General features: G+C 75.7%; 26 protein-coding genes. 16 read left to right on the forward strand and 10 right to left on the reverse strand.

Going from position 1 to position 25,885, the window contains the following annotated elements; all coding sequences use genetic code 11:
* Positions 1-2: 2 nt before the first annotated feature.
* Positions 3-1,052, reverse strand: coding sequence for a 4-hydroxy-3-methylbut-2-enyl diphosphate reductase (locus U5M74_RS04985; protein ID WP_410906706.1), 1,050 nt, complete (start codon positions 1,050-1,052; stop codon positions 3-5).
* 64 nt (positions 1,053-1,116) lie between these two features.
* Here U5M74_RS04985 and xseA point away from each other — a divergent pair, with 64 nt between their 5' ends.
* A complete protein-coding gene (gene xseA / locus U5M74_RS04990; RefSeq protein ID WP_410906708.1) occupies positions 1,117-2,418 on the forward strand; it encodes an exodeoxyribonuclease VII large subunit in 1,302 nt (433 codons plus the stop codon).
* 42 nt (positions 2,419-2,460) lie between these two features.
* Positions 2,461-2,751: a DUF1905 domain-containing protein gene (locus U5M74_RS04995; protein ID WP_410906710.1), complete on the forward strand. Its 291-nt coding sequence runs from the start codon at positions 2,461-2,463 to the stop codon at positions 2,749-2,751.
* A gap of 24 nt (positions 2,752-2,775) precedes the next feature.
* Here U5M74_RS04995 and U5M74_RS05000 read toward each other — a convergent pair whose 3' ends face one another.
* The gene (locus U5M74_RS05000; protein WP_410906711.1) at positions 2,776-4,395 is read right to left on the reverse strand and encodes an ABC-F family ATP-binding cassette domain-containing protein; all 1,620 of its coding nucleotides are present in this window, start codon (positions 4,393-4,395) and stop codon (positions 2,776-2,778) included.
* 178 nt (positions 4,396-4,573) lie between these two features.
* On the opposite strand from U5M74_RS05000, the gene U5M74_RS05005 reads away from it, so the two are divergent.
* The 4 genes from U5M74_RS05005 to U5M74_RS05020 all read left to right on the forward strand — a co-directional run bounded on the left by U5M74_RS05005 (position 4,574) and on the right by U5M74_RS05020 (position 8,585).
* On the forward strand, positions 4,574-4,870 hold the full coding sequence (locus U5M74_RS05005; protein WP_410906713.1) for an exodeoxyribonuclease VII small subunit: 297 nt from the start codon (positions 4,574-4,576) through the stop codon (positions 4,868-4,870).
* A gap of 8 nt (positions 4,871-4,878) precedes the next feature.
* Positions 4,879-5,562: a carbonic anhydrase gene (locus tag U5M74_RS05010; protein WP_410906874.1), complete on the forward strand. Its 684-nt coding sequence runs from the start codon at positions 4,879-4,881 to the stop codon at positions 5,560-5,562.
* A gap of 93 nt (positions 5,563-5,655) precedes the next feature.
* Positions 5,656-7,089, forward strand: a complete 1,434-nt coding sequence (locus tag U5M74_RS05015; RefSeq protein ID WP_410906715.1) for a class II fumarate hydratase — start codon at positions 5,656-5,658, stop codon at positions 7,087-7,089.
* 161 nt (positions 7,090-7,250) lie between these two features.
* Complete coding sequence (locus U5M74_RS05020) at positions 7,251-8,585, forward strand: FUSC family protein (protein ID WP_410906717.1); 1,335 nt, start codon at positions 7,251-7,253, stop codon at positions 8,583-8,585.
* A gap of 87 nt (positions 8,586-8,672) precedes the next feature.
* On the opposite strand, the gene U5M74_RS05025 is transcribed toward U5M74_RS05020, so the two are convergent.
* Entirely contained in the window at positions 8,673-9,956 is a 1,284-nt protein-coding gene (locus tag U5M74_RS05025; RefSeq protein ID WP_410906876.1) for a PhoH family protein, read from the reverse strand.
* Between the two features lie 445 nt (positions 9,957-10,401).
* Here U5M74_RS05025 and U5M74_RS05030 point away from each other — a divergent pair, with 445 nt between their 5' ends.
* From U5M74_RS05030 to U5M74_RS05040, 3 genes are all read left to right on the forward strand, one after another.
* Positions 10,402-10,977, forward strand: a complete 576-nt coding sequence (locus tag U5M74_RS05030) for a DUF1697 domain-containing protein (protein ID WP_410906719.1) — start codon at positions 10,402-10,404, stop codon at positions 10,975-10,977.
* 175 nt (positions 10,978-11,152) lie between these two features.
* Positions 11,153-12,448 (forward strand): Na+/H+ antiporter NhaA, encoded by a 1,296-nt coding sequence (nhaA, locus tag U5M74_RS05035; protein WP_410906721.1) that lies wholly within the window; start codon positions 11,153-11,155, stop codon positions 12,446-12,448.
* 227 nt (positions 12,449-12,675) lie between these two features.
* On the forward strand, positions 12,676-13,104 hold the full coding sequence (locus U5M74_RS05040; RefSeq protein ID WP_410906723.1) for a hypothetical protein: 429 nt from the start codon (positions 12,676-12,678) through the stop codon (positions 13,102-13,104).
* A 58-nt stretch (positions 13,105-13,162) separates the two neighbouring features.
* Here U5M74_RS05040 and U5M74_RS05045 read toward each other — a convergent pair whose 3' ends face one another.
* On the reverse strand, positions 13,163-13,981 hold the full coding sequence (locus U5M74_RS05045) for an ABC transporter permease (RefSeq protein WP_410906725.1): 819 nt from the start codon (positions 13,979-13,981) through the stop codon (positions 13,163-13,165).
* Entirely contained in the window at positions 13,978-14,940 is a 963-nt protein-coding gene (locus tag U5M74_RS05050) for an ATP-binding cassette domain-containing protein (protein WP_410906727.1), read from the reverse strand. The genes U5M74_RS05045 and U5M74_RS05050 overlap by 4 nt, the downstream gene beginning before the upstream one ends.
* A gap of 282 nt (positions 14,941-15,222) precedes the next feature.
* On the opposite strand from U5M74_RS05050, the gene U5M74_RS05055 reads away from it, so the two are divergent.
* The 5 genes from U5M74_RS05055 to U5M74_RS05075 all read left to right on the forward strand — a co-directional run bounded on the left by U5M74_RS05055 (position 15,223) and on the right by U5M74_RS05075 (position 18,936).
* Positions 15,223-16,107 carry a DUF4397 domain-containing protein gene (locus tag U5M74_RS05055; RefSeq protein WP_410906729.1) on the forward strand — a complete coding sequence of 295 codons (885 nt, stop codon included), beginning with the start codon at positions 15,223-15,225 and terminating at the stop codon, positions 16,105-16,107.
* A gap of 269 nt (positions 16,108-16,376) precedes the next feature.
* The gene (locus tag U5M74_RS05060) at positions 16,377-16,817 is read left to right on the forward strand and encodes a class F sortase (RefSeq protein WP_410906730.1); all 441 of its coding nucleotides are present in this window, start codon (positions 16,377-16,379) and stop codon (positions 16,815-16,817) included.
* A gap of 59 nt (positions 16,818-16,876) precedes the next feature.
* Positions 16,877-17,455: an RNA polymerase sigma factor gene (locus U5M74_RS05065; RefSeq protein WP_410906878.1), complete on the forward strand. Its 579-nt coding sequence runs from the start codon at positions 16,877-16,879 to the stop codon at positions 17,453-17,455.
* Positions 17,439-18,254, forward strand: coding sequence for an anti-sigma factor (locus tag U5M74_RS05070; protein WP_410906732.1), 816 nt, complete (start codon positions 17,439-17,441; stop codon positions 18,252-18,254). The genes U5M74_RS05065 and U5M74_RS05070 overlap by 17 nt, the downstream gene beginning before the upstream one ends.
* A gap of 64 nt (positions 18,255-18,318) precedes the next feature.
* Positions 18,319-18,936 (forward strand): hypothetical protein, encoded by a 618-nt coding sequence (locus U5M74_RS05075; protein WP_410906733.1) that lies wholly within the window; start codon positions 18,319-18,321, stop codon positions 18,934-18,936.
* A 25-nt stretch (positions 18,937-18,961) separates the two neighbouring features.
* Here the strand turns inward: U5M74_RS05075 and U5M74_RS05080 are convergent, their stop codons facing one another.
* From U5M74_RS05080 to U5M74_RS05090, 3 genes are all read right to left on the reverse strand, one after another.
* Positions 18,962-19,399 (reverse strand): DUF779 domain-containing protein, encoded by a 438-nt coding sequence (locus U5M74_RS05080; RefSeq protein ID WP_410906735.1) that lies wholly within the window; start codon positions 19,397-19,399, stop codon positions 18,962-18,964.
* A gap of 119 nt (positions 19,400-19,518) precedes the next feature.
* A complete protein-coding gene (gene adh / locus U5M74_RS05085) occupies positions 19,519-21,042 on the reverse strand; it encodes an aldehyde dehydrogenase (RefSeq protein ID WP_410906737.1) in 1,524 nt (507 codons plus the stop codon).
* Positions 21,043-21,193: 151 nt separating this feature from the next.
* Positions 21,194-22,525 (reverse strand): transcriptional regulator, encoded by a 1,332-nt coding sequence (locus tag U5M74_RS05090; protein ID WP_410906739.1) that lies wholly within the window; start codon positions 22,523-22,525, stop codon positions 21,194-21,196.
* A gap of 261 nt (positions 22,526-22,786) precedes the next feature.
* On the opposite strand from U5M74_RS05090, the gene U5M74_RS05095 reads away from it, so the two are divergent.
* Complete coding sequence (locus U5M74_RS05095; protein ID WP_410906740.1) at positions 22,787-23,704, forward strand: sulfurtransferase; 918 nt, start codon at positions 22,787-22,789, stop codon at positions 23,702-23,704.
* 41 nt (positions 23,705-23,745) lie between these two features.
* The gene (locus tag U5M74_RS05100) at positions 23,746-24,207 is read left to right on the forward strand and encodes a SufE family protein (protein WP_410906742.1); all 462 of its coding nucleotides are present in this window, start codon (positions 23,746-23,748) and stop codon (positions 24,205-24,207) included.
* Between the two features lie 111 nt (positions 24,208-24,318).
* On the opposite strand, the gene U5M74_RS05105 is transcribed toward U5M74_RS05100, so the two are convergent.
* Positions 24,319-24,750: a zf-TFIIB domain-containing protein gene (locus U5M74_RS05105; protein ID WP_410906744.1), complete on the reverse strand. Its 432-nt coding sequence runs from the start codon at positions 24,748-24,750 to the stop codon at positions 24,319-24,321.
* Positions 24,751-24,854: 104 nt separating this feature from the next.
* Positions 24,855-25,841, reverse strand: coding sequence for a bile acid:sodium symporter family protein (locus tag U5M74_RS05110; RefSeq protein ID WP_410906746.1), 987 nt, complete (start codon positions 25,839-25,841; stop codon positions 24,855-24,857).
* Positions 25,842-25,885: the final 44 nt, after the last annotated feature.

The following is a 25,885-nucleotide window of genomic DNA, read 5'->3' on the forward strand; positions in this document are numbered from 1 at the left end:
GCTCAGACCGGCGTGACCGGCAGCGCGGTGCGCTGCTCGCGGCGGGGGCGCTTGTCGCCCTGGCCGGCGGCCTTGAGGCCGGCGCGCAGCTCGCGGGGCAGCGAGAACATGAGGTCCTCGGTCGCGGTGCGCACCTCCTCCACGTCGCCGAAGCCGCGCGCGGCGAGGTGCTCGATCACGTCCCGCACCAGGATCTCCGGCACCGAGGCGCCCGAGGTCACGCCCACCGTGGCCGCGCCGTCGAGCCACTCCTCGCGGATCTCCGCCGCGCGGTCCACGCGGTAGGACGTGCGGGCGCCGGACTGCAGGGCGACCTCCACCAGGCGCACGGAGTTCGACGAGTTCGCCGAGCCGACCACGATGACGACGTCGCACTCGGGCGCGAGCTTCTTCACCGCGACCTGGCGGTTCTGCGTGGCGTAGCAGATGTCGTCGCTCGGCGGGTCCTGCAGCGACGGGAACTTCTCGCGCAGGCGGCGGACCGTCTCCATCGTCTCGTCGACGGACAGGGTGGTCTGGGAGATCCACACGACCTTCGCCGGGTCGCGCACGACGACCTGGTCGACCTCCTCCGGGGAGTTGACGACCTGCACGTGGTCGGGCGCCTCGCCGGCCGTCCCCTCGACCTCCTCGTGGCCCGTGTGGCCGATGAGCAGGATGTCGTAGTCGTCCTTGGCGAACCGCACGGCCTCCTTGTGCACCTTGGTGACCAGGGGGCACGTGGCGTCGATCGTGGCCAGGCTGCGCGCCGCGGCGGCCTCGCGGACCGCGGGCGAGACGCCGTGGGCGGAGAACACCAGGCGGGCGCCCTCGGGCACCTCGTCGGTGTCGTTGACGAAGATCGCGCCCCGCTCGCGCAGCGTCTCCACGACGTGCTTGTTGTGCACGATCTCCTTGCGCACGTAGACCGGGGCGCCGTAGGTCTCGAGGGCCTTCTCGACGGCGACGACGGCACGGTCGACGCCGGCGCAGTAGCCGCGCGGGGCGGCGAGCAGCACCCGCTTGGTGCGGGTCGGCGTTCCGGTCGCGGTGGCGGTGCTCGTGGCTGTCACCCGGCCAGTCTAGGTGGGCGGGTGTGGACACCCTGTGTGGGCGGGGTGCGGCATGCTGGGGCGCGTGACCGACGAGCCCGCCGAGACCCCGCCCGCGCCCCAGCCGCTGCCGGAGAAGGCGGCCGACACCAGCGCGCAGCGGCCCTGGCCGGTGCGGCTGCTGGCGGACAAGATCCGCTGGTACGTGGACCGGATGTCGCCGGTGTGGGTCGAGGGGCAGATCGTCGAGCACACCTTCCGCCCGACCTCGGGTATGCAGTTCCTCACGCTGCGCGACACCGACGCCGAGGCGTCCCTGCCGGTGCACATGCTCACCCGGGTGATGCACGGCCTGGACCGGCGGCCCGAGAAGGGCGACCAGGTCGTCGTGCACGCCAAGCCGGAGTTCTGGGTCAAGACCGGCCGGCTGTCGATGCGCGCGGCCGACGTGCGGATGGTCGGCGTCGGCGAGCTGCTGGCACGCATCGAGCAGCTCAAGCGCGTGCTCGCCGCCGAGGGGCTCTTCGACGCCGACCGCAAGCGGCCGCTGCCGTTCCTGCCCGCCGTGGTGGGCCTGGTGTGCGGGCGCGAGTCGAAGGCCGAGCACGACGTCGTGGTCAACGCCCGCGCCCGCTGGCCGCAGGTGCGCTTCGAGATCCGCGAGGTCGCCGTGCAGGGGGTCAACGCCGTGCGCGAGGTCGGCGCGGCCATCGCCGAGCTGGACGCGATGCCCGAGGTCGAGGTCATCGTCGTCGCCCGCGGCGGCGGCGCCGTCGAGGACCTGCTGCCGTTCAGCAACGAGGCGCTCGTGCGGGCCGCCGCGGCCGCCCGCACCCCGCTGGTGTCCGCCATCGGGCACGAGACCGACACCCCGCTGCTGGACCTCGTCGCCGACTACCGCGCCTCCACGCCCACCGACGCCGCCAAGCGCGTCGTGCCCGACGTCGCCGAGGAGCGGCTGCGGCTCGACCGTGCCCGGCGCGCCATGCGGACGGCGGTCACCGCCCTGGTGGACCGCGAGCAGCACGGGCTCGACGGCGTCCGCTCCCGCCCGGTGCTCGCCCGGCCGGAGACGATGGTCGAGGCGCGCGAGCGCGACGTGGAGCACGCGCTGCGGCACGCCCGGCACCTGCTGGACGCCCTGCTGCTGCGCGCCTCCGGCGAGGTCGGCCGGCTCGAGGCGCAGGTGCGGGCGCTGTCCCCCGCCTCGACGCTCGAGCGCGGCTACGCCGTCGTGCAGCGGCCGGACGGGCACGTGGTGCGCGAGCCCGACGACGCCCCGGCCGGCTCCGGCGTGCGGCTGCGGCTCGCGCGGGGCGAGCTGGGCGCGACGGTCACGCCTGACCTGGTCGCCCCCGGGGCGTCGACGGCGGCCGGGGCCGCCTGAGACGGCGACGGGACGAGTCGGGACGGACGCGAGGGAGCGGGCGTGGAGCTGCGGTTCGAGGGCGAGGTCGTCCACTGGCGCGGGCCCGCGCCGTACCTCTTCGTCCCGCTGCCGCCGCCCGAGGCCGCGCAGGTGCGCGCCGTCGCGCGGCAGGTCACCTACGGCTGGGGCGTGATCCCGGTGACGGCCCGCATCGGCGGCACCGAGTTCGACACGTCGCTCTTCCCGCGGGACGGCGGCTACCTGCTGCCGGTCAAGGTCGCGGTGCAGCGCGCCGAGGGCGTCGAGCTCGGCGACCGCGTCGCGGTGACGATGGCCGTCGTCGGGACGTGACGCCCCGCAGGACACGCGGCGGGCTCAGCGCGCCCGCTCGACCCGCCGCTCGTCCCACACCGGCTCGGCGGTCTCGCGCACCACGCCGTCCGAGCCGAACACGAGGAACCGGTCGAACCCGCGCGCGAACCACCGGTCGTGCGTCACCGCCAGGACGGTGCCCTCGAACGCCTCCAGCCCCTCCTGGAGCGCCTCGGCGGACTCGAGGTCGAGGTTGTCGGTGGGCTCGTCGAGCAGCAGCGCGGTGCAGCCGCTCAGCTCCAGCTGCAGGATCTGGAACCGCGCCTGCTGGCCGCCGGAGAGCCGGTCGAACGGCCGCTCGGCCGCCGCCGTCAGCTCGTAGCGGCGCAGCGCGGCCATCGCCGGTCCGAGCTGCAGCGCGTGGTCGGTCCACAGGACGTCCACGAGGGTGCGGCCGACCAGCTCCGGGTGCGCGTGGGTCTGCGCGAAGTGCCCCGGCACCACGCGCGCCCCGAGCTTCCAGGTGCCGCCGTGCGCGACGTCCTCGCCCGCGAGCAGGCGCAGGAAATGCGACTTGCCCGAGCCGTTCGAGCCGAGCACGGCCACGCGCTCGCCGTAGAAGACCTCGAGGTCGAACGGCTTCATCAGCCCGGTCAGCTCGAGCCGCTCGCAGGTGACCGCGCGCAGGCCGGTGCGCCCGCCGCGCAGGCGCATGGTGATGTCCTGCTCGCGCGGCGGCTCGGGCGGCGGCCCGGCCTCCTCGAACTTCGCCAGGCGCGTCTGGGCGGCGCGGTAGCGGGAGGCCATCTCGTGGCTGACGGCGGCGGCCTGGCGGAGCGTGAGCACGAGCTTCTTCAGCTGGGCGTGCTTCTCGTCCCAGCGGCGGCGCAGCTCCTCGAACCGGGCGAACCGCTCGCGGCGGGCGTCGTGGAACGTGGCGAAGCCGCCGCCGTGCACCCAGGCGTCCGCGCCGGAGGGGCCGGGCTCGAGCGCCACGATCCGGTCGGCGGCCCGGGCCAGCAGCTCGCGGTCGTGGCTGACGAAGAGCACCGTCTTGCGCGTGGCGCGCAGCTGCTCCTCGAGCCAGCGCTTGCCCGGCACGTCGAGGTAGTTGTCCGGCTCGTCGAGCAGCAGCACCTCGTCCGGGCCGCGCAGCAGCGCCTCGAGCACCAGCCGCTTCTGCTCGCCGCCGGACAGCGTGCGCACCTGCCGGAGCTGCGCGCGGTCGTACGGGACGCCGAGGGCGGCCATGGTGCACTCGTCCCACAGCGTCTCGGCCTCGTACCCGCGCACGTCGGCCCAGTCGGCGAGCGCCTGGGCGTACGCCATCTGGGCCGCCTCGTCGTCCACCTCGATCATGGCCGTCTCGGCGGCGTCGACGGCTCGGGCGGCCTCGCGCAGCTGCCGCGGCGCGACGGCGACGAGCAGGTCGCGCACCGTCGACCCGTCGCGCACGGACCCCACGAACTGCGGCATGACGCCGAGCCCGCCGCCGACCACGACGGAGCCGGCCTCGGGCACGAGCTCGCCGGTGATGAGCCGCAGCAGCGTCGTCTTGCCCGCGCCGTTGGGCCCGACCAGCGCGGTGGCGCTGCCCTCGGGGACGCGGAAGGAGACGTCGTCGAGGAGCGTGCGGCCGTCGGGCAGCACGTGCTCGACGTGCGCCACCTCCAGGTGTCCCATACCGCGCATCGTCCCGGTGCCGGGCGGCCGCGGGCAAGCCGACATCGGCCGCCCCGGGCCGGCCGACGTCGACTCGTCCGAGACTCCCCCGGGGCGGTGGCGTCGCCCGTGGGACCGCTGCGGCCGCGTCGTGGACCGCCGCCGGAGGATGTCGGCCAGGTGTTGTTGACTGTCTCCCGTGACCGACCCCACCGACCTCAGCACCCTCCCGGACCCCTCCGCCCTCGGCTACGAGCAGGCGCGCGACGAGCTGGTGCGCGTCGTGCAGCGCCTCGAGGCCGGCGGCGAGCCCCTCGAGGTCTCGCTCGCGCTGTGGGAGCGCGGCGAGGCGCTGGCCGCGCGCTGCCAGGAGTGGCTCGACGGCGCCCGCGATCGGCTCGCGGCCGCGCAGGCCGGCGACGGCGCGCCGGCCGGCGTGCGCGTCACGGTCGAGGAGGTCGAGCAGACCACCGTCGTCGTCGAGGAGGAGCAGTGAGCACGGACATGACCAGCACGACGGACGCCGCCCCGGCGCGGCCGACCCCCGCGGAGGCCTGGGCCGCGCTGCGCGCGGGCAACGAGCGCTTCGTGCGCGACGCGCCGGAGCACCCGTCGCAGGGAGCGGCGCGGCGCCGCGAGCTGCGCGCCGCGCAGCACCCGCACACGGTGATCTTCGGCTGCTCGGACTCGCGCGTGGCCGCCGAGATCATCTTCGACCAGGGCCTGGGCGACGTCTTCGTCGTCCGGACGGCCGGGCACGTCGTGGACACGACCGTGCTGGGCTCGATCGAGTACGGCACCGAGGTGCTGGGCGCGTCCCTGGTCGTGGTGCTCGGTCACGACTCGTGCGGGGCCGTCGCGGCCACGGCCCACACCCTCGCCACCGGGGAGCAGCCGCCCGGGTTCGTGCGCGCCGTGGTGGACCGGGTGATGCCCTCGGTCGCGGCCATCACCGCCCGGGCCGGCGACGGCGCGCGGGACGCGCTGTTCGACCCGGACACCCTGCGCACCGAGCACGTGCGGCACACCGTGGCGATGCTGCGCGGCTACTCCGCCGCGCTCGAGCGTGCCGTGGGCGAGGGCCGCGTCGCGATCGTCGGCGTGGAGTACGACCTCGAGGACGGCAGCGCGCGCCTGGTGGAGGTCGCCGGTGACGTCGGCGAGCCCGCGCGGGCCGCCACGGCCTGAGCCCACCACCCCGCGCCACCGCACGCCCCCGGGCGGCCGGCCGTGACCCGCGTCACGAACCGGCCACCCGGGGGCGTGCGGCACGATAGGGGCATGACTTCTGACGCCGCCGTCAACGGTGCCCCGGGCACCGAGATCGAGTACCGCATCGAGCACGACACGATGGGCGAGGTCCGCGTCCCGGCGCAGGCCCTGTACCGCGCGCAGACGCAGCGCGCCGTGGAGAACTTCCCGATCTCCGGCACGCCGCTCGAGCGGGGCCACATCGAGGCCCTGGCGCGGATCAAGAAGGCCGCCGCCCGCGCCAACGCCGAGCTGGGCGTGCTGGACCAGGCCGTCGCGGACGCCGTCGTCGCCGCCGCCGACGAGGTCGCCTCCGGCGCGCACGACGCGCACTTCCCTGTCGACGTCTACCAGACCGGCTCGGGCACGTCGTCGAACATGAACACCAACGAGGTGCTCGCCACGCTCGCCACCCGCGCCCTCGGCGCGGACGTGCACCCCAACGACCACGTCAACGCCTCGCAGTCCTCCAACGACGTCTTCCCGACGTCGGTGCACGTGGCCGCCACCGCCGGCGTCATCAACGACCTGGTGCCGGCGCTGACGCACCTGGCCGACGCGCTGCAGGCCAAGGCCGACGAGTTCGCCACCGTGGTGAAGTCCGGCCGCACGCACCTCATGGACGCCACGCCCGTCACGCTCGGCCAGGAGTTCGGCGGGTACGCCGCCGCCGTCCGGTACGGGATCGAGCGGCTCGAGGCGGCCCTGCCCCGCGTCGCCGAGGTGCCGCTCGGCGGCACCGCCGTCGGCACCGGCATCAACACGCCCGCCGGGTTCCCGCAGCGGGTCATCGCCCTGCTGCGCGAGGACACCGGCCTGCCGCTGACCGAGGCGCGCGACCACTTCGAGGCGCAGTCGGCCCGCGACGGCCTCGTGGAGCTGTCCGGCGCGCTGAGGACCATCGCCGTGTCGCTCACCAAGGTCTGCAACGACCTGCGCTGGATGGGCTCCGGCCCCAACACCGGCCTCGGCGAGATCTTCATCCCCGACCTGCAGCCCGGCTCCTCGATCATGCCGGGCAAGGTCAACCCCGTGGTGCCGGAGGCCGTGCTCATGGTCGCCGCCCGCGTCATCGGCAACGACGCCACCGTGGCCTGGGCCGGCGCGTCGGGCTCCTTCGAGCTCAACGTGCAGATCCCGGTCATCGCCCAGGGCGTGCTCGAGTCGGTCCGCCTGCTCGCGAACGCCTCGCGCGTGCTCGCCGACCGCACCGTCGCCGGCATCACCGCGAACGTCGAGAAGGCGCGCGCCTACGCGGAGTCCTCCCCGTCGATCGTCACGCCGCTCAACCGCGTCATCGGTTACGAGTCCGCCGCCAAGGTGGCCAAGCACGCCGTCGCCGAGGGCGTCACCGTGCGCGAGGCCGTGATCGCGCTCGGGTTCGTCGAGCGGGGCGAGATCACCGAGGAGCAGCTCGACGCCGCCCTCGACGTGCTCAAGATGACGACGCCGCCGCGAGCCTGACGTCCCGCCGACGGCCCCCCGCCGTCTCCCCGCGGCCCGTCGCCGGCACCACCGGCGGCGGGCCGCGGCGCGTCCGGGGATGCTGGAGGCCCGGGCCGACCGCCTCGGGTGGCCTGCCTGCGCGCTGCCCCGGTCCGACGGATCGGTAGACTGAGGCAAGCATGTCGACTCATCCCCTCGCCCCCGTCACGTCCACCGCCCGCGAGCTCCTCGACCCCTCCGTGCTCCGGGAGTCCCTCCAGGTGGGCCGGGTGGACGCCGCGGTCGCGCCCGCCGTCCGCGTGGGCGTCGCGGGGGCGCTGGCCCTCGTCGGCTTCGGCCTCGCGGGCCACCAGGAGCTCGCCGGCTTCGCAGCGCTCGGCGCGCTGACCTCGCTGTACGGCCGCTTCGACACCTACCGGCGCCGCGGAGCGCTCCTCGCCCTGGTCGGCGCGCTCATGGCCGGCGCCATCGGGCTCTTCACGCTCGTCACCGCGCTCGGCGCGCCGACGCCCGTGACGTGGGCGCTGATGGCGCTCCTGGCGGGCGGCACGACGGCGTTCGTGCTGCTGCTGCGCACCGGCGCGCCGGGCGCCACGATCGTCGTGTTCTGCGCCGGCGCGGGCGTGGCCGGCAGCCCCGCGCTGGCCGACGTGCTGCCCCGCGCGGGCGCCGCGCTCGCCGGCGCGGCGCTCGCCTGGGTCCTCTGCATGGCCGGTGCGCTGGTCCGCCCGACGGCACCCGCCCGCCTCGCGGTCCGGCGCGCCGCCGAGGCCGTCCGGCGCGCCCAGGCCTCCGGCTCGCCCCAGGACCGCGCCGCCGCCGAGGGCGCGATCGCCGCGGCCCGCGGGGCGCTCGCCGACGACGCGTCGTGGCGCCGCACCCGGCCGGTCGCGCTCGTGCTGGCCGGCGAGCTGCACGACGTCGAGCGCTCGCTGCACGGGGAGCACGTGGTGCCGCACCGCGCCCCGGACGACACCGCCGCCCCGGCCGCGCCGCTGCCCGCCCGGCAGGGCCTGCGGCTGACCGCCCGCGCCGAGCGCCGCCGCCCCGGCTGGGTGCTCAGCACCGTGCGGGTCACCGTCGCGGGCGTCCTGGCGTCGGCGGCGTCCGCCGCCGCGGGCCTGGGCCACGCCGCGTGGGCGGTGATGGGGTCGACCGCCACGCTGCAGGGCGCCACCGCCCGCCACATGGCGGTGCGGGCGCTGCAGCGCGCGGCGGGCACCGTGGTCGGCGCGCTGTGCGTCGCGTGGCCGCTGCTGGCCGCGGACCTGTCGTTCTGGCAGACGGCGGCGCTCGTCTTCGTGCTGCAGGTCGCCACCGAGGTGGTGATCGCGGTGAACTACGGCCTGGCGCAGGTGCTCATCGCGCCGATGGCGCTGCTCATGACGGCGCTCGGCGCGCCGACGGACCCCTCGGCCCTGGCGGTCGACCGCGCGCTGGACACCGCGATCGGCGCGCTCGTCGGCGTCGTCGCCGTGCTGCTGATCCACCCGCGGGCCCGGTCCGGGCGCTGAGCGCAGCGCCGACGCAGCGGTGCCGCAGCGGTGCCGCAGCGGTGCCGCGGGGCGCAGGCGCGCCCCGCGGCACCGGAACCGGCCGGGTCAGAGCTCGAGGTTCTCCAGCATGTCGGTGACGAGCGCCGCGATCTGCGAGCGCTCGGACCGGGTCAGGGTCACGTGCGCGAACAGCGGGTGACCCTTGAGCTTCTCGATCACCGCGGCCACGCCGTCGTGCCGCCCCACCCGCAGGTTGTCGCGCTGGGCGACGTCGTGGGTGAGCACCACCCGGGAGTTCTGCCCCATCCGCGAGAGCACGGTGAGCAGCACGTTGCGCTCCAGCGACTGCGCCTCGTCGACGATGACGAACGCGTCGTGCAGCGACCGGCCGCGGATGTGCGTCAGCGGCAGCACCTCGAGCATGTCGCGGGCGATGACCTCGTCGACCACCTCCGGCGAGACCAGCGCGCCGAGGGTGTCGAAGACCGCCTGCGCCCAGGGGTTCATCTTCTCCGACTCGCTGCCCGGCAGGTAGCCGAGCTCCTGGCCGCCGACGGCGTACAGGGGTCGGAAGACGATGATCTTGCGGTGCTTGCGCCGCTCGAGCACCGCCTCGAGGCCGGCGCACAGCGCGAGCGCGGACTTGCCGGTGCCGGCGCGGCCGCCCAGGGACACGATGCCGACGGACTCGTCGAGCAGCACGTCGATGGCCATGCGCTGCTCGGCCGAGCGCCCGTGCACGCCGAACAGCTCCTGGTCGCCGCGCACCACGCGCACCTTCTTGTCGGCGGTGACCCGCCCGAGCGCGGACCCGCGCGGCGAGTGGATCACCAGGCCGGTGTGCACCAGCAGCGGCGAGGCCGCCGCGACGACGGCGGGGTCGAGGTCGGCGACGTCGACCTCGTCGTGCTCCCACAGCGCGGCCATCTGCTCGTCGGACAGGTCGATCGTGGCCATCCCGGTCCACCCGGAGTCGACGGCGAGCTCGGCGCGGTACTCCTCCGCCTCGAGGCCCACGGCGGAGGCCTTGATGCGCATCGGCAGGTCCTTGGACACCACGGTGACCCGGTGCCCCTCGGCGGCGAGGTTGGCCGCCACCGCGAGGATGCGCGAGTCGTTGTCCCCGAGCCGGAACCCGGCCGGCAGCACCTGCGGGTCGATGTGGTTGAGCTCCACGCGCAGGGTGCCGCCGGCGTCGCCGACGGGTACCGGGGCGTCGAGCCGCCCGTGCTGGACCCGCAGCTCGTCGAGCAGGCGCAGCGCCGACCGCGCGAAGTACCCGAGCTCCGAGTGGTGCCGCTTGGCCTCCAGCTCGGTGATCACGACGACGGGCAGGACCACGTCGTGCTCGGCGAACCGGTACAGGGCCCGCGGGTCCGACAGCAGCACCGAGGTGTCGACGACGAACGTGCGCCGGTCGCCGCCGTCGGCGGGAACGTCGACCGCGACGTCGGTGGCGGTGGCTGCGGGGGTGTGGGCGGAACGGTCCACGGGGTTCTCCCTCCGGCGCGTCAGCGCCGTCGCCGCCCGCGCTGCCGGCCTGTGCGTGCCGGTCCCGAGGGGCCGGCGGCCGAGCGGCACGGACGAGTGGGTGAGGCGGGCACCCGGCCCCTGGAGCGGCTCCCGCGCCGCAGGGCCGGTGCCGGCCCTCCCGCACGGAGCGTGAACTCCATCGGCTGGCCTCCCGGAGGACGGCGGGGATCGCCGTCCCTGTCGCCAAACTACGGCCGTGTGATTCAGGACACCACCCCCGGAGCGGACGTGTCGCCGAGAAATAACCCGCCGTTCACCTGCGGCGTCGCGCGCCGTCCCGGCCGCGCGGCACCATGGCCGCATGACCGCCTCGACGTACGTCGTGCTGCTGCGCGGGGTCAACCTCGGCCCGCACCGCCGCGTGCCCGCCGTGGACCTGCGCGCTGCCGCCGCCGACGCCGGCCTCGCGCCGGCGCGGACGGTGCTGAGCAGCGGCAACGTCGTCGGGCGGGCCCCGGCCCCGGGTGGCTCGGGCCCGGCGACGGAGGCGGAGGTGGCGGCGCGCGTCGCGGCCGGGCTCGAGGAGCGCCTCGGCCAGGTGGTCCCGGCCGTCGCCGTCCGGGCGGACCGGCTCGCCGAGGTCGTGGCGGCGAACCCGTTCCCGGACGCGGCCCGCGACGACCCGTCGCACCTCCTGGCGTACGTGCCGGCCGGCCCGGTCGACCCGGACGGGATCGCCCGGCTCGCGCAGGAGCACGCCGGGCCGGAGCGCCTCGCGCTCGCCGCCGGCGCCCTCGTCGTCGAGTACCCGGCCGGGCTGGCCTCCTCGCGGCTGACCTCGGCGCGGATCGACCGGGCGGCCGGGACGTGGCTCACGGGGCGCAGCTGGAACACCGTGACCCGGCTGCTCGCGCTGGCCCGGGAGCTCGAGGGCTGACGCACCCGCCGCACCGCTGGGTGCCGCGCCCGCCACGTGCCCACGAGCCGGACCGCCCGGCGAGCGGCGCCGGCGCCCGTATATCCTGGAGCGCAGGTGAGCCGGGAAGTCTGGTCGGCGGCGCCGGTGGAAGCGCCGGCACGTCCACCGACCCCCGAGACCGCAGAGGACTCCTGTGTCCCTCACGCCCGAACCCCCCACCGCCACGCCCGCGCGTCCGACCGTCCCCGCCCGCCTGCGGGCCTGGGTCGGCCGGGAGACCACCGGCGGGCTCCTGCTCATCACCGCCGCCGCCCTGGCCCTCGTGTGGGCGAACTCGCCCTGGCGCGAGGGCTACGAGGCGCTGTCCAGCACCGTGGTGGGGCCCCACGCGCTGCACCTCGACCTCACCGTCTCCGAGTGGGCCGCGGACGGGCTGCTCGCGATCTTCTTCTTCGTCGTCGGCCTGGAGCTCAAGCACGAGTTCGTGGCCGGGTCGCTGCGCAACCCCCGGGAGGCGGGCGTCCCGATGCTCGCCGCCGTGGGCGGCATGGTGGTGCCCGCCGTCATCTTCACGGTCGTGGTGGTCGCGCTCGGCGAGCCCTCCGCGCTGCACGGCTGGGCCATCCCGACGGCCACCGACATCGCCTTCGCCGTCGGCGTGCTCGCCGTCTTCGGCAAGGGTCTGCCCCTGGCCATCCGCACGTTCCTGCTCACGCTCGCCGTCGTGGACGACCTGCTCGCGATCGTGGTCATCGCGATCTTCTACTCCGACGACCTGAACCTGCTCTTCCTCGCGGGCGCGGTGGCCGTGATCGCGCTCGGCGCCTGGTACGTGCGCACCCGCCGGCCGCGCTGGTGGCTGCTGCTGCCGCTCGGCGCCGTCGCGTGGGGGCTCATGCACGCCTCGGGCGTGCACGCCACGGTGGCGGGCGTGCTGCTCGGCTTCACGGTCCCGGCGATCGCCATGCACGGCGAGCCCGGCCCGCGCACCCTGCGCTACGCCCACGCCATGGAGCCGTGGTCGCAGGGCTTCGCCCTGCCGGTGTTCGCCTTCCTCGCCGCGGGCGTCAACGTCGTCGACGGCGGCGGCCCGGCCGAGATCCTGGGCCAGCCGGTCGTGCCGGCCATCGCGCTGGGGCTCGTGGTGGGCAAGGTCGTCGGCGTGCTCGGCACGACGGCTCTGGTCACGCGCCTGACGCCGCTACGGCTCGCGCAGGGCATCGGCGTGCGCGACCTGCTGCCGGTGGGCCTGCTGGCAGGCATCGGGTTCACCGTCGCGCTGCTGGTCGCCGAGCTGTCGTTCGGCCACGGGTCCGAGCACACCGAGGGCGCCAAGGCCGCGATCCTGCTCGCCTCGGTCGCCGCCGCCGCCCTCGGCGCGCTGTGCCTGCGCTGGGACGCCCGCAAGGCGCGCAGCGCGGACATGAACCTCGACGGCGTGGCCGACGACGTGCGCGAGTACATCGGGGACGCCAAGCCCCGCGGCTGAACCGTCGTTGTGGGTACAGAACACGCCGTGCGATCCGTGAATCACACGGCGTGTTCTGTACCCACAACGTTCCTGGGCGCTGTTCCTGGGGCGCCCCGCTCCGGGGTGGGCGCCGGGACGCCGCCGGCGGTCGTGGTCGCCGCGGCCCCTCGCACGGAGCGCGCCCCCAGGAACCGAGGCTGTGGACGACGGCGACGGAGGGAGGCCGGCGCGGGCAGCGTCGGGCCATGGACACCTTCGGCGCACCCCTGCTCCCCGGCGACCTCGTCGAGGACGACGACCAGCTGCTCGAGCTCGCCGCCTTCCTGGCCGGCGACGCCCGACCACGCCGCCGCTGCCTGCTGCTCACCTGGCTCGACGCGGACGACCGCGTGCCCGGCGTGCTGCTGCCGCTGCACGGCATCCCCGACCTGCCCGACGCCGAGCGCTCCGGCCGGTTCGGCCGGCTCGCCGCCGGGGTCGTGACCGAGCACCTGCCCGGCGGCAGCGTGGTCGCCGTGCTGGAGCGGCCCGGCGGCGCGGCGATCGCGGAGTCCGACCGCGCGTGGAACGCGATGCTGCGCACCCAGGCGCGCGAGCGCGGGTTCCGGGTGCGCGGCTTCTTCGTCGCGGCGGGCGGCCAGGTGCGCCCGCTCACGCTCGACGACGCCGGGTGACGCCGGGTGACGCCGGGGGCGACGCGGGGGCGACGCGGGGGCGCGCCGTCGCCGGAGGTCAGCGCCGGGACGTGCGCGAGCGCAGCGACCGGAACGCCAGCACGAAGCTCACCAGCCCCACCCCGGCGATCGCGGCCAGGCCCTGCGCCAGCGGCACGATCTCCCAGCCGTCGGTGATCAGCGACCGCAGCGCCGCCAGCAGATAGGTGACGGGGTTGAACCGCGCGGCGGTCTCCAGCCAGCCGCTCAGGGCCTCGAGGGGCAGGAACGTCGTGGTGAGGAAGGCGAACGGGAAGAACAGCAGGAAGCTCGAGTTCACGGCCGCCGGGCTGCCGGTGCGCAGCGCGATGGCGTACGGGAACCCGGTGAAGGCCAGCCCCCACAGGCCGGCCAGGAGCAGGAAGACGCCGATGCCCGCGAAGCCCGTGACGAACTGGACCCCGAGCAGGTAGCCCAGCAGCACCACCGGCACCGACAGCGCGATCACCAGCACCAGGTCGGCCAGCATCAGGCCGAGCAGCAGCGAGGTGCGGTGCATCGGGGTGACCAGCAGCCGGTCGAAGTAGCCGCCGGTGATGTCGACGACCAGGGCGTTCGCGCGGGAGATGCCCGTGACGGCGAAGACGATCGCGACGGGGATCTGGAACGCCTTGAAGTCGCCGACCCCGGCGAACGACGCGACGTCGGACAGCGTGCCGACGTTGACCGCGAAGAAGAACAGCGGGATGACCAGCGCCGGGTAGATGGCCTCCGGCTCGCGCGGGATCTGCCGCAGCGCGCGGATCGCCACCGAGGTCAGGTCGCGCCAGAACCCGGCGGGCCGGCCCGCGGTGACCGCGCGGGCGGGCGGGACGGCGGGGACCGTGCCGGCGGTCATCCGACGGCCGTCCTGTCCTCGTCGGCGATGCGCTCGCCGGTGACGCTGAAGAACACGTCGTCCAGCGTCGGGCGCCGCAGGGCGAGCTCGCGGACCTCGACGCCGTCGTGCGCGAGCGCGAGCGCCAGGGGGCTGATCGCCTTGGCGCCGTCCTCCACGGACGCCACGAGGCTGTGGCCGTCGCGGCCGACGTCGAGCACGCCCGGCACCCGGCTCAGGGTGGACCGCGCCCGGTCGAGCTCGCCGTCGACGTCGACCACGACGAGGTCGGTGCCGATCGTGCGCTTGAGCTCGGCCGGCGTCCCCTCGGCGACGATCGCGCCGCGGTTGATGATGCCCACCCGCCCGGCGAGCTCGTCCGCCTCCTCCAGGTACTGGGTCGTGAGGAACACGGTCACGCCGAGGTCGCGGTTGAGGCGCCGCACCTCGGCCCACACGCTGGCGCGGCTGACCGGGTCCAGGCCGGTCGTCGGCTCGTCGAGGAACAGCACCTGCGGGTCGTGCACGAGCGCCAGCGCCAGGTCCAGGCGCCGCTTCATGCCGCCGGAGTAGGTGGCGACCCGGTCGCCGAGGGCGTCGCCGATGTCGATGAGCTCGCGCAGCTCGGCGACGCGCGCCGCCGTGCGGCGCTTGTCCATCCCGTAGAAGCGGCCCTGCAGGCGCAGCATCTCCTCGCCCGTCTGCTTGTCGTCCAGCGCCGCCTCCTGCAGGGCGACGCCGATGCGCAGGCGCACGGCGGTCGGCTCCGTCAGCACGTCGTGGCCGGCCACCCGGGCGCTGCCGGACGTCGGGGCCAGCAGCGTGCACAGCACCCGGGTCAGCGTCGACTTCCCGGCGCCGTTGGGGCCGAGGAACCCGTAGATCTCGCGCTCCCCCACCTCCAGGTCCACCCCGGCCACGGCGAGGTTGCTGCCGAACCGCTTCTCGATGGCGCGCGCGGTGATCGCGGGCTCTGCCACGTGTCCTCCCGACTGGCGGCGGGCCACGGTCCGCCGGCCGCCCCGCTGCGTCGCGGTCGCGTCCCGGACGCGCCGCCCGCCCCGCCTCGCACCGCAGGGACGCCGGACGTCCACGCCCCAGTCTCGACGGTCCGGCGCGCGCAGGGGAAGACCCACCGCGGGCAGAGTCCCGCCGAGAAAAAGTTCCGGCGCCGGTGCATCCGGACGGCGCCGGGCGGCGAAGTACAGGTGTCAGCGGTCCGCGCGACCGGCACGGGCCCCGTCCGACGCCTGGAGGACAGCATGAACAGCACCGCACGACGCAGCGCCGCACTCGCCGGCGCCGCCGGGCTCGTCGCCCTCGGCGCGCTCGCCGCGCCCGCCTCGGCCGACACCGCGGAGAACGCCTCGCTCTCCGTGCTGCACGGCGTCCCCGACACGCCCGTCGACGTCTGGGTGAACGACGAGCGCACGCTCGACGACTTCCAGCCGGGCGACCTCGCCGGCCCGCTCGACCTGCCGACCGGCACCTACACCGTCGCGATCACGGCGACGGACGCCAGCGACGCCAGCCAGCCGGTGATCGGCCCGGTCGACCTGTCCCTCGAGGCGGGCGGCAGCTACACCGCCGTCGCGCACCTCGACGCCGAGGGCCAGCCCACCGCGACGCTCTTCACGAACTCGACGGAGCAGACGGCCGCCGGCGAGGGCCGGCTCACCGTGCGGCACGTCGCGGCGGCGCCCGCGGTGGACGTCCTCGCGGGCGACCAGGCCGTGATCACGGGCCTGGAGAACCCGGACGAGCAGGTGCTCGACCTGCCGGCGGGCACCGTCTCGGCGGCGGTCGCCGCCGCCGGCACCACCGAGCCGGTGCTCGGCCCGGCCGACGTCACCGTCGCCGAGGGCGTCAACACCATCGCGTACGCGTGGGGCAGCCTCGAGGACGGCAACCTCGCGCTCGCCACGCAGACCGTGGAGGGCCTGCACTCCTCCCCCGACGGCGTCGCGGCCGGCCTGTCCGGCGCGGCCGCCGAGCCCTCGACCGGCAGCACCGTGGCGACCGTGGCGATCTCCGTCGCCGTGAGCGTCGTCGGCATGGCCCTGGTGGCCGCGGGCCTGCTCGCGGTTCGCCGGCGCGTGCCCGAGGCGGTCGGCGTCCGCCACGACGACGTCGACCGGCGGGCATGACACGGCCTCGTCCCGCGGCGCTCGCGGCCCTGCTGACCGGCCTGGCCGGCCTGGCCGCGAGCGCCGCCCTCCTCGTCGGCGGCGTCCCTCCCGTCGCCGACCGGCCCGCCGCCGGAGACGGTCCTCCGGCGGCGGGCGCCCCCGCCCGGACGTCCCCGCCGGGCGGGGAGCCCGGCGGGACGGACGGGGCGACACCGGGTGCAGCAGCGTCGCCCCGCGTCCCCGTCCGTCCCGCGCGGGACCGACCCGCACCGGCGCCCACGCCGCCGGTGCGGGTCGCCGTCGAGGAGCTCGGGATCGACGTCCCCGTCGTGCCCGTGGGCGTCGACGGCGGCGGCGCGATGGACCTGCCCAACGACGCCCGCACCGCCGGGTGGTACCGGCACGGGCCCGGCCCGACGAGCGCGGCCGGCACGACGGTGGTCGCGGCCCACGTGGACGACGAGGCGGGTGCCGGGCCCTTCGCCCGGCTGCGCAGCCTCGCCGCCGGGGCCGAGGTCGTCGTCACGGACGCCGACGGCACGCGCCACGCCTACGCGGTGACCGAGGTGCGGTCGGTGCCGAAGCCGGAGGTCCCGCTCGACGACGTGTTCGACCGCACGGGCGGGCCGCGGCTGGTCCTGGTCACCTGCGGCGGCGCGTGGGACGGCGAGCGGCGCTCGTACAGCGACAACGTGCTCGTCACCGCTCGGCGTGCCGACGCACCGTGACTGCCTACGATCGGCTCATAGCAGGCCGCCCCGTCGGCCTCGAGCAGGGAGGAGCGGCCCTGACCGCCACCGACGCCGCCGTCGACGACGCCGAGGTCTCCGACCTCGGCCGCCGGTTCGCGGACGGCGACGAGGCGGCGCTCGCGGAGGCCTACCGGCGGTGGGCGACGCTCGTGCACACCGTCGCCCTGCGCTCGCTCGGCGACCGCGCCGACGCCGAGGACGTGACCCAGCAGGTCTTCGTCGCGGCGTGGCGGGGCCGCCAGCGGTTCGACCCGGCACGGGCCCGGCTGCCCGCGTGGATCCTCGGCATCACCCGGCACGCCGTCGCCGACGCGCACGAGGCACGGTCCCGCCACCGGCGCTCGGAGCAGGCCGCGGCGGACCCGGCGGCCGAGCCGAGGACGACGGAGGACGACGTGCGCCAGGTCGCCGACCGGGTCGTGCTGGCCGACGAGCTGCGGCGCCTCGGCGACCCGGGGCGGACCATCCTGGAGCTGGCGTTCTTCCGGGACCTGACGCACGTGCAGATCGCCGAGGAGCTCGACCTGCCGCTCGGTACGGTCAAGAGCCACGTACGCCGGAGCCTGGCCCGGCTGCGCACGCGACTGGAGGTGGACGGTGCCGCACATCGATGAGGAGACGCTCGCGCTCCTCGCGCTCGGCGAGGACGTGCTCGACGACGACGCCCGCGCCCACCTCGCGGCGTGCCTCGTCTGCGCGGCCGCGGCCGCCGACCTCGGCCGCGTCGCCGAGCTGGCCCGCTCCGGCCTTGGGCCCGACGCCCTCGTCGCCCCGGACCCCCGGGTGTGGGGCCGGGTCCACGCCGAGCTCGGTCTCTCCCAGGTGCCCGCCGACCTCGGCGGGCCGTCGGGCCCTGCGGCGCCCGCCCCCGTCACACCCGCCCCCGCGGCGCCCGCCCCGAGCACACCCGCCTCGGGCGAGGCGCCCGGGCCCGGCGCCTCGTCGGGGGCGGACGTCGTCCCGCTCCGGCCGCGGCGCACCCGCACCTGGCTCGCCGCCGCCGCGGCGTGCCTGGCCCTCCTGCTCGGCGTCGCCGGCGGCGTGTGGTGGGAGCGGCGCCAGGCGCTGCCGCCCGAGACCGTCGTGGCGACCACGGACCTGGAGGCGCTGCCCGGCTGGGCCGGGGCGAGCGGCGCGGCGCGGGTCGAGGAGACGCCCGACGGCCGGCGCCAGGTCGTGGTGTCCCTCGACGCCCCGGTCCCGGCGGGGGCGTTCCGCGAGGTGTGGCTGCTCACCCCGGACGTCAGCGGGCTGGTGAGCCTCGGCGTGCTGGAGGGGGACGAGGGCCGGTTCGACGTGCCCGAGGGCCTCGACCTCGCCGCGTTCCCGGTGGTGGACGTCTCCGAGGAGCCACTCGACGGCGACCCCGCGCACTCCGGTGACTCGGTGGTCCGCGGCACGCTCGACGCCTGACCCGCCGAGACGCACGGGCTCCGGTGCCCCGGGACGACCCTCCCGGACCACTAGAGTCCGCGCCGTGAAGCTCTACGCCGACACCCCCGCGCGCCTCATCCGCCAGGTCGCCGGCGACCTCCTGCTGGTCGCCTGGGTCGCCGCCTGGGTGTGGGTCGGCCTGACCGTCCACGACGTGGTGCTCCGGCTGGCCGTGCCCGGCGAGCAGCTGGACGAGGCCGGCACGTCGCTCGCCGGATGGCTCACCGAGGCCTCGACCGGCGTCGACGACCTGCCGATCGTGGACGACGCCGTCGCCGCGCCGTTCCTCGGCGCGAGCTCGGCGGCCGGCCAGGTCGCCGCGGCCGGCCGGGCCCAGGTCGAGGCGGTGGAGACGATGGCGCTGTGGCTCGCGGTCGCGGTCGTGCTGGTGCCGGTGCTGCTGGCGCTGGTCGTCCACCTGCCGCTCCGGCTGCGGTTCGTCCGCCAGGCCACCGCCATGGCCAGGGCGCTCCGGCAGAGCACCGACCCGTCCCTCTTCGCGCTCCGCGCGCTGGCCCACCAGCCGCTGCGGGCGATCCAGAAGGTCTCGCCGGAACCCGTCGCCGCGTGGCGGGCGGGCGACCAGGACGTCATCGAGCGCCTCGCCGCCCTGGAGCTCGAGGGCTCGGGGCTCCGCCCGGGCCGCACCCGGCGCTCCTGACCCCTCCGGCCGGGTGCCGCCCGGGTCACCCGTCGCCGAGCGCCGCCCACTCGTCGTCGGTGAGCAGCCGCGAGCGGATGAGGAACCGCACGCCCTCGGGCGCCTCGACGCTGAACCCGGCACCGCGGCCGGGCACCACGTCGATGGTCAGGTGGGTGTGCTTCCAGTACTCGAACTGCGACCGGCTCATCCACACCGGCACCGTGAACGCCTCGCCGTCGACGCCGACCGGCAGGTCGCCCAGGTGCACGTCGGCGTCGGAGGTCAGGAAGTCGCCCTGCGGGTAGCACATCGGGCTGGAGCCGTCGCAGCACCCGCCGGACTGGTGGAACATCAGCTCGCCGTGCCGCGCGCGCAGCCGCGCCAGCAGCGCCGCGGCGTCGTCGGTCACGGCCACCCGGGCCGGCGCCGCCGGGGCCACCGTCCCGGGGTCCGTCGTCGGGTCCGTCGTCGGATCGGTCACGTTCCCTCCTCCCCCACCGGTGCGGGTCCCTGGCGGTCCGAGACAGCCCCCTCCGTCTCGGACCCCCAGGGACCCGGATCCGGTCGGTCAGCGTCGGTCACCGGCCGGTCAGCCGTCCGTCAGAAGAAGCCGAGCTTCTGCGGCGAGTAGCTCACCAGCAGGTTCTTGGTCTGCTGGTAGTGGTCGAGCATCATCTTGTGGTTCTCGCGCCCGACGCCGGAGCCCTTGTACCCGCCGAACGCGGCCGCGGCCGGGTAGGCGTGGTAGTTGTTCGTCCACACGCGCCCGGCCTCGATCTCCCGCCCGGCCCGGTACGCGGTCTCGATGTTGCGCGACCACACGCCGGCGCCCAGGCCGTACAAGGTGTCGTTGGCCGTCTTGATGGCGTCGTCGAAGTCGGAGAACTCGGTGACGGCCACGACCGGCCCGAAGATCTCCTCCTGGAAGATGCGCATCGAGTTCTTGCCCTCGAACACCGTGGGCGTCACGTAGAACCCGCCGGACAGCTCGCCGCCCAGGTCGGCCCGCTCGCCGCCGGTGAGCACCCGCGCCCCCTCGGCCTTGCCGATGTCGATGTAGCTGAGGATCTTCTCCAGCTGGTCGTTGGAGGCCTGCGCCCCGATCATCGTCTCGGTGTCCAGCGGGTTGCCCTGCCGCACGGCCTTGGTGCGCTCGAGCGCGTCGCCGAGGAACTGGTCGTAGATCGACGACTGGACCAGCGCGCGGGACGGGCACGTGCACACCTCCCCCTGGTTGAGCGCGAACATCGTGAAGCCCTCGAGCGCCTTGTCGTAGAAGTCGTCGCGGGTGGCGGCGACGTCCTCGAAGAAGATGTTCGGGCTCTTGCCGCCCAGCTCGAGCGTCACCGGGATGATGTTCTGGCTGGCGTACTGCATGATCAGCCGGCCCGTGGTGGTCTCGCCGGTGAACGCGATCTTGCGGATGCGCGGTGAGGACGCCAGCGGCTTGCCGGCCTCGACGCCGAACCCGTTGACCACGTTGACCACCCCCGGCGGCAGCAGGTCGCCGATCAGGTCCATGAGGAACAGGATCGACGCCGGCGTCTGCTCGGCCGGCTTGAGCACGACGGCGTTGCCCGCCGCGAGCGCCGGCGCGAGCTTCCACGTGGCCATGAGGATCGGGAAGTTCCACGGGATGATCTGCCCGACGACGCCGAGCGGCTCGTGGAAGTGGTAGGCGATCGTGGTCGCGTCGATCTCGCTGATCGACCCCTCCTGGGCGCGGATCGCGCCGGCGAAGTAGCGGAAGTGGTCGATCGCCAGCGGGATGTCGGCGGCCAGCGTCTCGCGCACCGGCTTGCCGTTCTCCCAGGTCTCGGCGACCGCGATCTCCTCGAGGTGCGCCTCCATGCGGTCGGCGATCTTGTTCAGGATGTTCGCGCGCTCGGTGGGCGACGTGCGCCCCCACGCGCGGGCGGCGCCGTGCGCGGCGTCCAGGGCCCGCTCGATGTCCTCGGCGTTGCCGCGGGCCACCTCGGTGAAGGTCTGGCCGGTGATCGGCGTCGGGTTCTCGAAGTACTCCCCGCTCGCCGGCGGCACGTACTCCCCGCCGATCCAGTGGTCGTAGCGCGGCTTGTACTCGGCGATCGCCCCGGGCTGCCCGGGAGCTGCGTAGACGGTCATGCTGGCTGCCTCCTTGCAGTCGACGTCCGGCCGGCCGACGACGCCCGCCCCGTCCGGGATGCCGTCCGGGGCGTCGTCGCGCCGGGTGCGCTCACCGTACGGAGGGGCACGTTGCAACCCCGTTGCACGCCCGGGGCGACCGGCGGCGCGGTCAGCGCAGCAGCCGGTCGAGCACGTCGAGGTGGGCCCGCGCGCGCAGGGCCAGCGGGCTGCCCGGCGGCGCGAGCCGGGCCAGCCGGGCCCACGCCTCGTGGTCGTCGGCGCCGTCGTCGGTGCGCACCCACGCCTGCAGCACGCCGACCTCGCGGGAGGCGAGGACGGCGGCGCGCAGCTCGGCGGCGAGCTCGGCGCGCAGCCGCTCGACGCCGGGCGCGACCGAGCGCGGCAGCAGCGGCCCGGGGTACGCGGCGAGCGCGCGGCCGACGTCGCCGGCGGCGAGCGCCGCACGCACGTCGTCGGCGTCGGTGCGCGGGGACAGGGCGAGGCGGTAGGGCCGCGACTGCGCGAGCAGCGGGCCGGTGACGCGCCGCAGCCGCGACACCTCCGCGCGCACGCTGACGTCGGTGAGATCGCCGGGGTGCAGCAGGACGGCGAGCTCGTCCGCGGCGAGCCCGCGCGGGTGGGCGGCGAGCAGCACGAGGATCTCGGCGTGCCGCAGCGACAGCGGGCGCTCGCCGCCCGGCCCGCGCAGCACCGGGCGCGGCCCCAGGACGGCCAGCTCGACTCCCGGCCCGCCGAGGCCGCCGGCGGCGACCGCGCCGGACGCGCCCGGGCCGGCCCCGCCCGGCGCATGCCCCGTGCGCCGGGCCAGCTCGCGCTCGACGCCGGCCACGGTGGCCCGCACCAGCGACAGCACGACCCGCGACGCGGCAGCCCGCCCCCCGGTGACGTCCAGCACCCCGAGCAGCGACCCGTCGCGCAGGTCGCGGATCGGCGCGGCGGCGCAGCTGAGCCCCTGCACGGCGCGCGAGTAGTGCTCCGCCCCGATGACCTGCACCGGGCGGCGGGTGGCCAGCGCCGTGCCCGGCGCGTTGGTGCCCACCCGCTCCTCGCGCCACACCGCTCCCTCGACGAACCCGACCCGGTCCACGGCCGCGCGCGTGCGGCCGGCGCCCTCGACCCACATGAGCCGCCCGGCGTCGTCGGACACCGCGACCACCAGGCCGTCGTCGACGGCCGCCTCCACGAGCATGGAGCGCACCAGGGGCATGGCGCCGGCCAGCGGGTGGGCGGCGCGGTAGGCGTCGAGGTCGGCGGCGGGCAGGGTGAGCAGCGGGTCGGGGTCGTCCGGGTCGACGCCGGAGACGAGGCTGCGGCGCCACGAGGCCGCCACCACGGGGTCGACGCCCGCGGCGAGCTCGCCGGTGGCGAGGAACCGCTCGTGCGCGGCGCGCACCCAGCGGGGGTCACGCTGCACCGGGGGCGCGGGGTCGCGCGCGTCGTGCCGCCCGGGGGTGGTGCGGTGCTCGCCCGCGACCGCCATGCTGCCTCCTGACGTCGTCGTCCGGGGCTGTCGGTCGCCAGTGTATGCGCACGCCGGTGACCGGCGTCACACGGGCGCGGCCCGCCGGGTCACCAGCCGGCCGCGGCACGTCGCACCAGGTGACCGCGCCGGTCCTGCATGCTGAGATGTGCCCGCAGCCGGGAAGCCCACCGACCCCGATGTGGTTCGGTGAGAGGGAGCCCGACGGCGCGTCAGCGCGCGCCGGCGCTCGAGGACCTGAAGGACCACCAAGGAGGACGCATGCCCGCACCGCTCGACCCGACGCCGAGGCTCGCCGAGTACGCCCACCCCGAGCGCCTGGTGACCACGGCCTGGCTCGCGGAGCACCTCGACGACCCGGGCCTCGTGGTCGTCGAGTCGGACGAGGACGTGCTGCTCTACGAGACCGGCCACGTCCCCGGCGCGGTGAAGGTGGACTGGCACACCGAGCTGCAGCACCCCGTCGAGCGCGACTACCTCGACGGCGCCGGGTTCGCCGCCCTCATGAGCGCCAAGGGGATCGCGCGCGACACCACCGTGGTGCTCTACGGCGACAAGAACAACTGGTGGGCCGCGTACACCGCGTGGGTGTTCACGCTGTTCGGCCACGAGGACGTGCGGCTGCTCGACGGCGGCCGCAACCTCTGGACCGCCGAGGGCCGCCCGCTGGTGACCGACAAGCCCGAGCGCGAGGCCACCGACTACCCCGTCGTCGAGCGCGACGACCGCACCTTCCGCGCCTTCAAGGAGGACGTGCTGGCGCACCTCGGCCGCGGCCCGCTCGTCGACATCCGCTCGAACCCGGAGTACACGGGCGAGCGCATCGCCATCCCCGACTACCCCGAGGAGGGCGTGCTGCGCGGCGGCCACATCCCCACCGCCCGCAACGTCCCGTGGGCCACGGCGGTCGCCGCGGACGGCACGTACAAGCCGCGCGCGGAGCTCGAGGCGATCTACCAGGGCTCCCCCGCTGCGGGCGGGCTGGGCATCGCGGCCGACGACGCCGTCGTCACCTACTGCCGCATCGGCGAGCGCTCCAGCCACACCTGGTTCGCGCTGCACTTCCTGCTGGGCGTGGCGGACGTGCGCAACTACGACGGCTCGTGGACCGAGTGGGGCAACGCCGTGCGCGTGCCGATCGCCACCGGCACCCAGCCGGGCGAGGCGCCCGCGGCCTGAGGAAGAGCCCGAGGGAGAGCCCGAAGGAGAGACTGGAGACCATGAGCACCACCGAGACCACCACGTCCGAGCGGCTGCCCGCACCGCTGGCCGAGATCCGCGAGGACTTCCTCGCCCTGGGCGAGCGCGACCGGCTGCAGCTGCTGCTGGAGCTCGCCGGCGAGCTGCCCGACCTGCCGGCGCGGTACGCCGACGCGCCGGAGAAGCTCGAGCGGGTCCACGAGTGCCAGTCGCCCGTGTTCGCGTTCGCGGAGGTCGACGGCGACGGCGTGGTGCACTTCCACGCCACCGCGCCGGCCGAGGCGCCGACGACCCGCGGCTTCGCCTCGATCCTCGCCCAGGGCCTGACCGGTCTGACGGCGCAGCAGGTGCTCGACGTGCCGGAGGACTTCCCCCTCATGCTCGGCCTGACGAAGGCGGTGAGCCCGCTGCGCCTCAACGGCCTGGCCGGCATGCTCACCCGCGCCAAGCGGCAGGTGCGCGAGCAGCTCGCCGCGGCCTGAGGCGCGGGGACCGCGCCCGGTCCCCGCCGGTACGACGAGGGGCGCGCCCGTGCGGGCGCGCCCCTCGTCGCGTCGGCGGCCACCCCGCCGCCGCCCCTGCCGAGACGTCGCTCAGAAGTCGAAGAGGTCCCCGAGGAACGAGTCCTTCTTCTTGCGCCGCCGGTACTCGTCGTCGCGCCGGTAGCGGTCGTCGTAGCGCTTGTCGTAGCGACGCTCGTCGTAGCGCCGGTCGTCGTACCGCCGCTCGTCGTACCGCTTGTCGTCGTACCGCTTGTCGTCGTAGCGCCGGTAGTCGTCGCGGTCGCCGTACGACGGCGGCACCGGCGGCAGCGGGGAGACGGGCGCGCCGGGGACGACGGACGGCTCGGCGGGCCCTGCGGCCCCCCGCACCTCGGCGGCGATCTCGGCGTCCAGGGCGCGGTCGATGATCTTGTCGAGCTCGCCGCGGTCGAGCCACACCCCGCGGCACTGCGGGCAGTAGTCGATCTCCACGCCCTTGCGCTCGGACATCACCAGCACGGACTGGCAGCTGGGGCACTGCATGAGGGGGCTCCCGGGGGTCGCGTCCGGCACCTGACGTCCGTCCAACGCACGACGGCGGCCCCGGGTTCCGGCGGGCGCCGCCGAGGCGGCCACCCGGCGCGGGCTCAGCGGCGCAGCGCGAGCCGTCGGGCGATCACCGAGCAGACCACGAGCTGCAGCTGGTGGAACACGATCACCGGGACGGCGATGGTGCCGACCGCGGCGGCCGGGAACAGCGCGATCGCCATCGGCAGCCCGGTGGCGAGCGACTTCTTCGACCCGCACATGAGCAGCGCGACGCGGCGCTCGTCGTCCAGCCCGAGGCCCCGGCCGCCCCACCAGGTGGCCGCGAGCATCGCGGCGAGCAGCACGGCGGACACCCCGAGCAGCGCCACGACGGCCCACGGCGACATGTCGTCCCAGACGCCCTCGGCCGAGGCGTCGGCGACGGCGGAGAAGACGATGAGCAGGATCGTGCCGCGGTCGACGGCGAGCGTCAGCGGCCGGTGGGCGCGCACCCAGTCCCCCACCCAGCGCTGGAGCACCTGGCCGACGACGAACGGCAGCAGCAGCTGCAGCAGCACGCCGCCGATGCCGCCGATCCCGACGGCGGCCAGGTCGCCCGCGCCGCCCGACGAGCCGCCGCTGGTCATGAGCCACAGCGCCAGCAGCGGGGTGAGCACCATGCCGAGCGTGTTGGACACCGTGGCGCCGCAGATCGCGCCGGCGACGTCGCCGCGCGCCACGGAGGTGAACGCGACCGACGACTGCACCGTGGAGGGCAGCAGCCCGAGGTAGAGCACGCCGGCGGCCAGGCCCGCGCCGAGGAACGGCTCGCTGAGCACGGCGGCGACCCAGGCCAGGACGGGGAAGAGCACGAACGTGGCGGCGAGGATGCCGCCCTGCAGCCGCCAGTCGCGCAGGCCGCGCACCACGTCGCGGGTGGGCAGCCGGGCGCCGTAGAGGAGGAACAGCAGCACGACGGCGACGTCGCCGGCCACCCCCGTGACGTCGCGGACGCCCTCGGGGGCCGGGACCAGGAGGCCGACGAGCAGCACCACCACGATGGCGACGATGAACGGATCGACCCACTGGCCCACGACGCGACGCACGACTGGCGAGTCTAGGCCCGCGCGACGGCGCCGGCGCCCGCGCG

It is taken from the genome of Puerhibacterium sp. TATVAM-FAB25 (assembly GCF_046535855.1).
Lineage (GTDB): Bacteria > Actinomycetota > Actinomycetes > Actinomycetales > Cellulomonadaceae > Puerhibacterium > Puerhibacterium variabilis_A.

Bases quoted from the DNA above. Each gene is read 5' to 3' on its own strand.
- U5M74_RS05000 (WP_410906711.1), bottom strand. From the start codon at position 4,395: ATGGGACACCTGGAGGTGGCGCACGTCGAGCACGTGCTGCCCGACGGC.
- U5M74_RS05010 (WP_410906874.1), top strand. From the start codon at position 4,879: ATGACCAGCACGACGGACGCCGCCCCGGCGCGGCCGACCCCCGCGGAG.
- U5M74_RS05015 (WP_410906715.1), top strand. From the start codon at position 5,656: ATGACTTCTGACGCCGCCGTCAACGGTGCCCCGGGCACCGAGATCGAG.
- U5M74_RS05020 (WP_410906717.1), top strand. From the start codon at position 7,251: ATGTCGACTCATCCCCTCGCCCCCGTCACGTCCACCGCCCGCGAGCTC.
- U5M74_RS05030 (WP_410906719.1), top strand. From the start codon at position 10,402: ATGACCGCCTCGACGTACGTCGTGCTGCTGCGCGGGGTCAACCTCGGC.
- U5M74_RS05040 (WP_410906723.1), top strand. From the start codon at position 12,676: ATGGACACCTTCGGCGCACCCCTGCTCCCCGGCGACCTCGTCGAGGAC.
- U5M74_RS05045 (WP_410906725.1), bottom strand. From the start codon at position 13,981: ATGACCGCCGGCACGGTCCCCGCCGTCCCGCCCGCCCGCGCGGTCACC.
- U5M74_RS05055 (WP_410906729.1), top strand. From the start codon at position 15,223: ATGAACAGCACCGCACGACGCAGCGCCGCACTCGCCGGCGCCGCCGGG.
- adh (WP_410906737.1), bottom strand. From the start codon at position 21,042: ATGACCGTCTACGCAGCTCCCGGGCAGCCCGGGGCGATCGCCGAGTAC.
- U5M74_RS05090 (WP_410906739.1), bottom strand. From the start codon at position 22,525: ATGGCGGTCGCGGGCGAGCACCGCACCACCCCCGGGCGGCACGACGCG.
- U5M74_RS05095 (WP_410906740.1), top strand. From the start codon at position 22,787: ATGCCCGCACCGCTCGACCCGACGCCGAGGCTCGCCGAGTACGCCCAC.
- U5M74_RS05100 (WP_410906742.1), top strand. From the start codon at position 23,746: ATGAGCACCACCGAGACCACCACGTCCGAGCGGCTGCCCGCACCGCTG.
- U5M74_RS05105 (WP_410906744.1), bottom strand. From the start codon at position 24,750: ATGCAGTGCCCCAGCTGCCAGTCCGTGCTGGTGATGTCCGAGCGCAAG.